Raw genomic sequence first — 9143 nt, 5'->3', positions numbered from 1 at the left:
CTCATTTTTCAAACTTTTGTATTATTATGATACTGGCCATATCAATGGTATTTTTACCACTTGGCACGGCTTCGGCCAGGCGCAACAAGAATACCAATATAGGCCATAGAAACAATAACCATGGAAGTATTAACAGAAATGTCAATGTTAACAATAACCGGCACAGAAACAGCAATATTAATGTCAATGTTAACAATAACCGGCACAGAAATACCAATGTGAATGTAAATGTGGATCGTCACGGTTATCATCATGGCGGAGTCGGGTTTGGCATCGGTATGTTCACCGGCCTTGTGATCGGTACGGCAATTGCTTCCCCGCCAGTGGAACACACCACGGTTATTGTCAGTGGAACCAGCTATATGTATGCCGGCGGGGTCTACTATCAACCCGTGGCAAGCGGGGGCTATGTGGTCGTGGGCGCACCAATCGGAGCTGTGGTTGTCGTTGCTCCTCCGGGAGTCGTGCTTGTATCCCTGGGATCGGACTCATACTATTACCTGAACGGTGTCTACTATGTTCAAGATGGAACCGTTTTTAGAGTGGTTACCACCCCCATAGGCATAATAGTGCCAACCCTGCCTCCCGGCGCTGCATCAAGCACGATTAACGGTCAGAGCTATTTCAAGTACCAGAGTGTCTATTATCAGCCGGTTATTGTTGGTGGGACAACCAGCTATATGACGGTAAGACTGTAAATGATGATAGTTGAATTTATGGTCAATGACAGTCATCCCAGGCGCCCATTGAGGTATAGCTGTTTATTGATGACCCTATGCCTGTCCCTGTTGTTTTCTATCTGTATGGTAGGCCCAAATTACCAGCCGCCGGAAAACAGTGAGAGTGTTGAAATAGACCTGCCGGAGTATTTCGAATTTGATTATGATCCTGCAAAGTTAAGTCAGTGGTGGAATATATTCAACGATCCGTCGGTGGATGCCGACGGTACAGTGGAAAGGGGCAAAGAAAGCAAGAACGTGAATCCCCTGGCAAAAGGCAGTCAATAACGCCATCATTATCATCTTTGGTGTTAAATCGGCTTTAATATATTCGGTTAAAATTGAGGTTTCCTGAGCCGATGCTTTGACCATTGCTTCAGTTTCAGGTGTACTGGAGAAACCGAGGAGTGGAGATAGAAGCACAAACGCCAAAATCCATAAAAAATGGTCTTCCGACCGATCTTAAACAAACAATTGGATACGAGCATACATGGGTCCTCTAGTTGAATTGCATTTTTGATTTTATAATCTATTTACTTGTAATTTTTATGATTATAGTTCAATTCGGCGGGTATCGTAGATAGGGAATTTCTTTTTGTCAAGAGAAGTATAAAAAAATATTTCCGTCATCGGTTTTGCTGACCAGGCCGCTTCAACTCCCAGCTATCCCAGTAAACCATTGGCTATGTCATCGGACGTAGTTTCGTCCAGGCTTTTTTAGACAAAATATGTCTTTTTCCAGATTGAAAGTCCTATTTAAAATTATAAGGTGATAATGCCAAGAGGAAGTTTGTCTAAAAAGGAGAAAATATGGGAACCCGGATTCAGGAATCATTTAATTTTTATTCACACCTTGCAGGTGGAATTGCAGCTATTATAGGCACCATATATCTGATAAAGATTGCAAGCTATTCTACATCCATGCTGATCACGGCTCTTATCTATGGTTTTTCCATAATATTTCTTTTTTCCGCCAGCTCACTCTACCATGTATTCAAAGAGGAAGACAATGAACTTTCCTTTTGGAGAAAAATGGATAGACTTGCCATTTTTTTCATGATTGCCGGTACCTACACCCCCATTTGTTATTTTTGCATGGAAGGGTCCTGGCGCTGGGCCATGATTGCAGTCCAGTGGGGTTTGGTGGGGTTTGGTGTTATTTCACAATTGTTTTTCCCAAGAGCACCACGAACGCTTTATGCTGTGATTTATACCAGCATGGGCTGGGCCGCCATTTTCCCAATAAAACAGGTGCTGGCAAACATGTCTGTCCTTCAAGAAGTTTTATTATTTACCGGCGGCGTTGCCTTTACAATAGGTGGTCTGATTTATGCAATAAAAAGACCTCGCCTTGCCCCGGGCATTTTTAGTTTTCATGAACTTTTCCATGTCATGGTCCTGATCGGAGGAGTATTTCATTATGCCTTGATTTATCGGATTTATTCTGAAATTATCATTTAGATCACTTTATTGATAACTTATTACCTTTTTATGCGATTTTATACGCGGATGCAAAAATATGAAAATATATGATCGGATAAAAAAGGAACCGGCTTTTGATTATGAGGATCTGCTTGAAAAAGAGTACCAGCTTTTTAATAAAGAATATTGCTTAAATTTCTTAAAAGACGAGACAAAAACAAAAAATATTGGTGAACCCTATCTTTTGCACAGCCCGGCATCAAAAACCGGAGTTCTCCTCGTTCACGGATTAATGGCGGCACCCGAAGAGGTTCGCGAATGGGCTGATTTTTTATTTTCAAAAGGATATACGGTCTATGCACCCAGACTTGCCGGACACGGCACTTCTGCTGTGGATCTTTCAACGAGGCGTTTTGAAGAATGGATGGACTCTATAGATCGTGGATATGCTATCCTGAAAACCTGTTGTAAGAAAATTGTAATTGGAGGCTTTTCAACAGGGGCAGGATTGGCCCTTTACCAGGCCATACAAAGGCCCAATAATTTTGCCGCTGTTATTTCAATCAGTGCACCGCTTATATTTAAAGGAGTTTCCGTCAATTTTGTAGCGACTCTCCACGCATGGAACTGTTTTGCAGGGAGCTTGGGAGCAAAACGATTTTGCAAATTATATACACGGAATCACCCGGATAATCCACATATCAATTATCACCGTTGTCCAGTGCAAAGTATTGTTCAGGTCAAAGCGCTCATGAAAAAAGTTTATAAATCCCTTCCCTCCCTGGCGATTCCTTCATTAATTATACAGGGGAAAAATGACCCCAAGGTGGATGGACTAAGCGGGCAAAGGATATTCCACCGTATCAAGCATTCCTATGCATATTACAAAGAAATTGACTTCCACCAGCATGGCATTGTCCGGGGATCGATTGCCCTGAGCGTGTTTGATGAGGTTGAAAAATTTCTCAATACTATATTGGTAAATGGAGAAAAAAACAGGGGATAGATTTTGGGACCATTTTGCCTGTTGTTTTACCTGTTTTTTTAGTATATTGGAGTCTTAAAACGATTCATTTGATGTAGAGGCAGGCAAATCGAGCAGATATCAAATACAGTCTTGAGTTTTATCAAACACATCCACCCTGTAAAGATTCCCTTGAAGGCCCTGGAATTGAAAAGCACATGGGCGTTGGGCGGTATGTGCCTTGTATTGTTTGTACTGCTCATGGGGTCAGGCGGTCTTATGCTATTTTCTTATCAGCCTTTTCCGGAACTTGCCTACGCTTCTGTTCAATCTCTTGAAAACCAGTTTATCTTTGGCCGGATGATCCGAAGCATACATTATTTTTCTGCCAACCTTCTTGTGGTACTGGTGGCAGGTCATATGCTGAGGGTATTTTTTACAGGGGGATATCAAGGTAAAAGACGGTTAAACTGGATCATTGGTCTGTGTATTTTCAGCCTGGTACTTTTATCCTGCTTTACCGGTTACCTTCTGCCCTGGGACCAGACCGCATTCTGGGCTGTCACTATCTGCATTAACATGTTTGACTATGTCCCGGCAGGCGGATTTCTAAAAGGGCTTTTCATAAGTGGAGACGGGGTCAGCGAGAAAACATTGCAGCTTTTTTTCACCCTTCATACCACCCTGATTCCTGCCGCCCTGATTTTTTTTCTGGCCATCCATTTCTGGAAGATCAGAAAGGCAAAAGGCGTGGTGACATCCGGGCTGAATGACATTGGGGAAGGTGAAAAGCCGGTCATGGTCGCAACTCATCCCAGTCTGCTGTTAAGAGAAGCCGTTGCAGCCCTTGTGTTGATCGCCTTTATCATGATTCTTGCTTTTGCTTTTGACGCTCCCCTGGATAATATGGCCAATGCCGGCTTAAGTCCAAATCCAGCAAAAGCGCCCTGGTATTTTTCAGGATTTCAGGAACTTTTGCTTCATTTTCATCCTTTTTTTGCGGTGTTCTTTATTCCCTTTGCGATTGCCTGCATCCTGATTTATCTGCCCTTTCGGCAGGGGAATATACAAAATGAAGGCACCTGGTTTATTTCTGACAGGGCAAAAAAAGCCGCTAAAACAGCGATCCTTATTTCTGTAATTCTCACACCTGCCCTGATTTTTTTTGATGAATATATTTTTAATTTCCAAAAATGGTTCCCGGACATTCCCCCCATTTTGTCCACAGGACTCATTCCCTTTGTTCTGGTTCTGACTCTGGTTTTCTTTCATCATTTTGGGATGAAAAAAAAGGCTAAACTCTCTGATGCCGAAGCCTTTCAAACCTCGACTGTTTTTTTAATCACAGCATTTATAATTCTGACCCTGACCTGTGTCTGGCTTCGAGGGACAGGGATGAATTTAATTTTTGGAGGTGGCTGATGGATAAGAAAAATAAGATCATCAAAGGACAGCCATCAAAAAGAAGTTTCCTGAAAATTTTGTGGACCTGCCTTGGGCTGGTTGCTCTGGGTGAGTTGATTGTGGTAATTTTTTCCTTTTTCAAGCCGATTTCCAAAAAAAAGGCTGCTGTTTCCGCATTAAGGATCATTGATGCCGGCAGCACAGATACCTACACGCCTGGATCTGTCTCTGCCTTTGTTCAGGGACAATTTTATCTGGTTCGTCTTGAGGATGGCGGATTTCTTGCCCTGTCCGGAAAATGCACCCATCTGGGGTTTTCTGTGCCCTGGGACAAGGAACAGAATAAATTTATCTGCCCCTGCCATGCTTCTCAGTTTGATATCATGGGAAACGTGTTGAGCTCACCCGCCTCAAGAGCATTGGATCTTTTTGAGATAAGTATTGTCAATAAAAACATCCGGGTGAATATCAGCAACAGGATAAAACGAAACCGGTTCAACAAAAGCCAACTGGTCTATCCTGAAACTGTGTCTATACTTGAAGAGAGCAATAAAAAATAATGACCACCGACTTTTCAACTCATCAGGACCTTAAAAAAAGATGGCTGCTTGCAGGTATTGCAGCCATCCTTGTGATTGTCCTGATTGTTCCCCTGGCGTTTTTAAAGTCCTGGCAGAAAATTCATCACCAGCCGAACCAGGACATACAAAAGTCTCCTGTCTTTGTGGGCAGAGAAACGTGCAAAGACTGCCACAGAAATGAATATGAAAAATGGCAGAATTCCCACCATGACCGGGCCATGGATATAGCAGACAATTCAACAGTACTGGGAAATTTCAATGATATAACATTTATCCATAACAACATAACCACCCGGTTGTTTAAAAAAAAGGGCGCCTTCTTTGTCAATACTATCGGGCAGGACGGTAAATATAGTGATTTTCAGATTACCCATACATTTGGCTTCTATCCTTTGCAGCAGTATTTGGTTCCATTTGATGGGGGAAGGCTGCAGTGCCTGACCATTGCCTGGGATGATGTCAAAAAAAAATGGTATGCCCTTCCCAATCATACGGATGACCATACAGACTGGCTCCATTGGACCCGGCAGGGCCAGAACTGGAACGGTATGTGTGCGGAATGCCATTCTACAAATTTAAAAAAAGGATATGATATAAAAAAAGATGGCTTCAATACCACATGGTCTGAAATAGATGTGAGCTGTGAAGCTTGCCACGGGCCTGGTTCCGGGCACGTGGCCTGGGCTGAGACACCTGAAATGGGCAGGCGTGAGGTTGATAATTTCAGCCTTGTCGTAAAAACAAGAAATATGGTATCAAACGATTTTATCCAGATTTGTGCCCGGTGCCATGCGAGGCGGGCTTCCATTGATGATTTTTCCCATAGTCATAAAAACACCATGGACTATATGATCCCCAGCCTGCTGACCGAGAACCTATATTATGCTGATGGCCAGATTTTGGAGGAGGTATATGTATACGGGTCTTTCATGCAGAGCAAAATGTTTTTAAATAATGTAAACTGCAGTGACTGCCATGACGTCCACAGCCAAAAACTTAAGATTCAAGGCAATGCTCTATGCCTTTCCTGCCACAGAGCAGACACCTATGACACGGCAAACCACCACTTTCATAAAAAGATGTACCAGGGCAAAAAAAGCAAAGGCGATGACTGTATTCAATGCCATATGCCGGAAAGCGTCTACATGGGAATTGACAAGAGAGCTGATCATTCCATCCGGATCCCCCGGCCGGATTTGAGTGAGGTTCATCAGACACCCAATGCCTGCAATGCAGCAGGATGTCATTCAGACAAGTCCCTTGAATGGACCAATGATATAATGTCAAAATGGTATGGTAAAAGGAAGCGGCCCCATTTTGGAGAAACCATAGCCCTGGGCAGACAGGGAAAGACAGAGGGTTTAAAAAATCTGATCTCACTCTCAAAGGACCCGCTTTTCCCCGGCATTGTCAGGGCAACATCCTTGTCTCTTCTTTATGCTTACCCTGTACCAGACAGCTTTACTGCCCTTGAAACCGCTTTGTCAGATCCGGATGCCCTAGTCCGACAGACCGCTATCTCCACCATCAACCTTTTGCGTTTTGACAAGGATGCAGCCCTTATTTTTCCCTTGCTCTATGATCCGGTCAGGGCAGTTAGAATCCAGGCCGCCCTTGGTGTAGCATCCATAAAAAATCTGAAACTGACAAAAAACCAGAAAAAGGTACTTGATTCTGCCATAAAAGAATATATTTCCACCATGGAATATTCCGGTGACTTTCCTTCCGGCCGGTACAATCTCGCTTTGATGTATCATGCCCTGGACCAAACGGATAAGGCTATTGAATGCTATGAACAGTCCATCAGAATTGACAATTTATTTTTTCCTGCAAAAAACAATCTGGCCATGCTTTATAATGCAAAAAGAAAAAATAATGAAGCGGTAAAACTATTTTTGCAGATACTTGAAGACCGGCCGCAAATGTATGATATTGCTTATTCTCTTGGTCTTTTACTGGTGGAAGAAAAAAAATACGATCAGGCAGTAATTTTTCTTCAAAAGGCAGCTAACGGTCTACCGGGACGGGCAAGAATCCAGTATAATCTTGGGTTGCTATTGCAGTTCCAAAAAAAAGACAAAGCCGCTGAAAAAGCATTGCTAAGGGCACTTTCTCTGGAACCTGGCAACTTTGATTTCCTTTTTGCCATGGCAGACCATTATCTCAAGAGAAACCAGTTGGACAATGCGCTCCTGGTAGCCCAAAAAATGATTGAGCTGTTTCCGGACAATAAAATCGGGCATGATATTTTAAAATATGCAAATGCCATGAAATAAACAAAAGGGCCATCTAAAAAAACCGCTGTTAAAAAAAACCTTCCTATTTGACATTAATATATAATTGCTATATATTATTTAATAAATATGTTTATTAATATATAGCATATATGCAAAATCGGAAGGATGTCCGCTATGAAAATCAATAAAGAACAAAAACAAAAAAATAGAAATAAAATTATTTTATCTGCTGTGGACCTTATCACTTCAAAGGGATTAAAATCTGCAACCATGAGGGGAATAGCAAGGCAGGCAGGCCTGGGGGATGCCACCATTTATAACTATTTTCCAACGAAAGAAGCCATTGTTTACGGATATTACGAAGATAAATTTGACCAGGTGATCGAACAACTCAAACAAATCAAAGATTTTAATGAATATACATTTGACGAGCAGCTTCAAACATTCTTTGAAACAACGCTTGAACTGTTTTTGCCGGATAGAGAATTTCTTGAAAAAACATTTAAAACAACTTTTTTTGCCTTGAGCCAGCATTACAGCCGTATCAGACCCATAAAAGAAAAGTTCATGGCAATTGTTGAGGATATTTTTAACGCAGCCATAGAGGTCGGTGAAATCCCGGATCAGGTATTCAGGGAAATGACCATCCAGTTTTTCTGGGAATACTATATCGGTATTGTCATCTACTGGCTCAAAGATGATACCGATCGATTTGAAGGTCCCAGGATTTTAATAGATAAGAGCATTGATCTTGCCTGCACATCCATAAAGGCAGGAATCGGGAATAAAATCTTTGATATGGGTATATTTCTATTTAAAAATCATGTGCTGTCACGGATGAATTTTATTAAGGATCATGTGGACACCATTCATGGAATAAAAAAGAAATTTATGGATGCAAAAAATGACTGATACAATACCAAAATCAAAGATCAGGCGAACGATTTCTTCGGGTAAAATAGCGGCAAAAATGGGAACCAACCATCTTGGATTTTTATTAAAAAAACCATTCCTCTCAAAGGAGAAACAAGCGCTTTCCCAAAAAAAAAAAGATGCACAAAATGCCCGGATTCTTTTTAACGGTCTGGCCCTGCTAAGGGGAACAGCGTTAAAGGCTGCCCAGATGCTGAGTTTAGAAAGCGATTATTTTCCGGAAAGCATCAGAAAAGAACTTGAAAAGTCTTATAATCAGGTACCACCGATAAACAGGGCTCTTGTCCGGAAGATTATTACCAATAATTTTAATAAATCTCCTGAAAAAATATTTGAGTCTTTTGACTTGAAAGCATTTGCTGCCGCAAGTCTGGGGCAAGTCCACCTTGCAAGATCTAAGGATGGAGAAGAGCTTGCCGTAAAGATCCAGTATCCTGACATCTCCCAAACCATTTCCAATGATATCCGGTTGTTGAAAACTGTACTAAGGCCTATGGCAGAGTATGACATCATCAAAATTGCTCTGGAAGAAATCGAAGAAGTCCTTCTCAACGAGACTGATTATGAAAAAGAAGAACAAAATATTAAATATTTCCGTGAAAACCTGAAAAATAACCGAGTCATGATTCCGGAAAACTTTCACGAGCTGACAACAAAAAATGTTCTTTCCATGTCCTGCATGAAAGGTCTGATTTTAAATAAATGGCTTGAAACCTGCCCTGACCTGGAAAGTAAAACCATTATTGCCCAAACCCTGCACGATATTTTTGTAGAAGGGTTTTATGAACTCAAACAAATACACGCTGATCCAAATCCGGGAAATTTTCTGGTGACGGATGATTTGAAAGTCAGCCTGATTGATTTTGGTTGTGTCCGATCGTTT

Annotated in this window: 9 protein-coding genes; all 9 read left to right on the top strand. The window is 41.7% G+C overall.

The genetic code is table 11. The annotated features are described in order from the left end of the window. The coding region (locus K8S13_RS17880) for a DUF6515 family protein (RefSeq protein ID WP_291464637.1) at nt 1-698 on the top strand (698 nt) is incomplete at its 5' end. Beyond that, nucleotides 699-1007 carry a hypothetical protein gene (locus tag K8S13_RS17875; RefSeq protein WP_291464635.1) on the top strand — a complete coding sequence of 103 codons (309 nt, stop codon included), beginning with the start codon at nt 699-701 and terminating at the stop codon, nt 1005-1007. A 522-nt stretch (nt 1008-1529) separates the two neighbouring features. Next, nucleotides 1530-2180, top strand: coding sequence for a hemolysin III family protein (locus tag K8S13_RS17870; protein ID WP_291464633.1), 651 nt, complete (start codon nt 1530-1532; stop codon nt 2178-2180). 58 nt (nt 2181-2238) lie between these two features. Further along, nucleotides 2239-3147: an alpha/beta fold hydrolase gene (locus tag K8S13_RS17865; RefSeq protein WP_291464631.1), complete on the top strand. Its 909-nt coding sequence runs from the start codon at nt 2239-2241 to the stop codon at nt 3145-3147. A 111-nt stretch (nt 3148-3258) separates the two neighbouring features. Beyond that, entirely contained in the window at nt 3259-4527 is a 1269-nt protein-coding gene (locus K8S13_RS17860) for a cytochrome b N-terminal domain-containing protein (protein ID WP_291464629.1), read from the top strand. Continuing rightward, a complete protein-coding gene (locus K8S13_RS17855; RefSeq protein ID WP_291464628.1) occupies nt 4527-5069 on the top strand; it encodes a ubiquinol-cytochrome c reductase iron-sulfur subunit in 543 nt (180 codons plus the stop codon). Before K8S13_RS17860 ends, K8S13_RS17855 begins: the two co-directional genes overlap by 1 nt. Then, nucleotides 5069-7366, top strand: coding sequence for a tetratricopeptide repeat protein (locus K8S13_RS17850; RefSeq protein ID WP_291464626.1), 2298 nt, complete (start codon nt 5069-5071; stop codon nt 7364-7366). Before K8S13_RS17855 ends, K8S13_RS17850 begins: the two co-directional genes overlap by 1 nt. A gap of 135 nt (nt 7367-7501) precedes the next feature. After that, nucleotides 7502-8239, top strand: coding sequence for a TetR/AcrR family transcriptional regulator (locus K8S13_RS17845; protein WP_291464624.1), 738 nt, complete (start codon nt 7502-7504; stop codon nt 8237-8239). Next, on the top strand, nt 8232-9143 hold a 912-nt coding region (locus K8S13_RS17840), incomplete at its 3' end, for an AarF/UbiB family protein (RefSeq protein ID WP_291464623.1). The genes K8S13_RS17845 and K8S13_RS17840, both read left to right, overlap by 8 nt.

Source organism: Desulfobacula sp. (genome assembly GCF_021107415.1).
This window is presented reverse-complemented; position numbering and strand designations above follow the sequence as displayed.

Bases quoted from the DNA above. Each gene is read 5' to 3' on its own strand.
- K8S13_RS17875 (WP_291464635.1), top strand. From the start codon at position 699: ATGATGATAGTTGAATTTATGGTCAATGACAGTCATCCCAGGCGCCCA.
- K8S13_RS17870 (WP_291464633.1), top strand. From the start codon at position 1,530: ATGGGAACCCGGATTCAGGAATCATTTAATTTTTATTCACACCTTGCA.
- K8S13_RS17865 (WP_291464631.1), top strand. From the start codon at position 2,239: ATGAAAATATATGATCGGATAAAAAAGGAACCGGCTTTTGATTATGAG.
- K8S13_RS17855 (WP_291464628.1), top strand. From the start codon at position 4,527: ATGGATAAGAAAAATAAGATCATCAAAGGACAGCCATCAAAAAGAAGT.
- K8S13_RS17850 (WP_291464626.1), top strand. From the start codon at position 5,069: ATGACCACCGACTTTTCAACTCATCAGGACCTTAAAAAAAGATGGCTG.
- K8S13_RS17845 (WP_291464624.1), top strand. From the start codon at position 7,502: ATGAAAATCAATAAAGAACAAAAACAAAAAAATAGAAATAAAATTATT.